Below are 1,240 nucleotides of genomic sequence, written 5' to 3' on the forward strand. Positions count from 1 at the left end.
CGGCGCCTGTGCGCGGTGCGGCTGCCGCTGGTCGCATCGCCCGCCTTCCTGCAGCGCACGGGCGAGCCGCGCCATCCGCGAGAATTGGAGCAGATGCCGGGGTTTATCTATACCAATACCGCGGCGCCGGGGCAGATCCGGTTTCATCATGCGCAGGACGGCGATTACACCATCGTGCAATCCGGACGGCTGCACGCGAACAATGCCGAGGCGTTCCTGCCGTTCCTGCTGGCGGGATTGGGCGTCAGCCTGATGCCGGAATTCATGGTCTGGGACGAGCTGATGGCGGGACGCCTGGTCAATGTGCTGCCGGAATGGCAGGTCACGCCGATCGCGATCCATCTGGTGACGCCGCCCGGGCAGATGCGCCCGGCGCGGGTGTCGCTGCTTCTGGACTATCTGGCCGGTCGTTTCACGACCGCGCCCTGGGCGCGCCCGCCGCGAGCCCCCGCGGCATGACCGGCGGCGACGCTATTGCCGGTCCTTTACCGTCAAGGGCAGGCCCGCGACCATCAGGACGACGCGCCCGGCCTGGCGGGCAATCGCCTGGTGCAGCCAGCCGGCTTCGTCCCTGAAGCGACGGCCGAGCGGCGTTTCGGGCACGATGCCCAGCCCGACCTCGTTCCCGACCAGGACGGTCGGGGCCGGGCGGCGGCGCAGGGCCCGGAGCAGCGCGTCGGTGGCTGCCGGGATGTCGCGGTCTTCGAGCAGCAGGTTGGTCAGCCACAAGGTCAGGCAATCGACCAGAACGGGCAGGGTTCCGGCGTCATCCAGCGCGGCGGGAAGCGCCAGCGGCTCCTCGACCGTCTGCCATCCGGCAATCCGGTCGGCGCGATGCCGGGCGATGCGCCGGCGCATTTCATCGTCCCAGGCCCGGCCGGTCGCGATATAGCGCCAGGGCGGCGGGCCGGCGGTGACCAGGGCCTCGGCATGACGGCTCTTGCCCGAACGGACGCCGCCGAGCACCAGGATGGTCCCCGCCTGGTCCGCTGCCGGGCTCTCCCCTTGGCCTGTCCCTTGGCCCGCACCCTGTCCTGGTGGCTCTTCGCGGCCTGCCGGTTCCATGTCTCCTCCGCGACGCGCGCCTTGCATCAGCGCGCATAACGCCACACAAACGGTGCCATGGCACGCCCCTTTTCCGATCCCCCGGCCTTTCCCGACCCCCTGGCCTTTTCCGACATGGACGCGCTGCGGCATGCCTGCGCCGGCCTGCCGCCGGCCGACGCGGCAGCGCGGCGGG

2 protein-coding genes are annotated in these 1,240 nt (G+C 71.0%); one reads left to right on the plus strand and one right to left on the minus strand.

Features of this window, described 5'->3' with window-relative positions; genetic code table 11:
• Nucleotides 1-459 (plus strand): substrate binding domain-containing protein (locus tag HUK84_RS18990; protein ID WP_218064470.1); only part of this gene is annotated, 459 nt, incomplete at its 5' end.
• Between the two features lie 12 nt (nt 460-471).
• Here HUK84_RS18990 and cobU read toward each other — a convergent pair.
• Complete coding sequence (gene cobU / locus HUK84_RS18995) at nt 472-1,065, minus strand: bifunctional adenosylcobinamide kinase/adenosylcobinamide-phosphate guanylyltransferase (RefSeq protein ID WP_176641612.1); 594 nt, start codon at nt 1,063-1,065, stop codon at nt 472-474.
• Between the last annotated feature and the right edge of the window lie 175 nt (nt 1,066-1,240).

Origin of the sequence: Nguyenibacter vanlangensis, assembly GCF_013376155.1 — a bacterium.
Lineage (GTDB): Bacteria > Pseudomonadota > Alphaproteobacteria > Acetobacterales > Acetobacteraceae > Gluconacetobacter > Gluconacetobacter vanlangensis.

What these genes read in the sequence shown, in the direction of transcription:
- cobU (WP_176641612.1), bottom strand. Translation starts at nt 1,065, where the DNA reads ATGGAACCGGCAGGCCGCGAAGAGCCACCAGGACAGGGTGCGGGCCAA.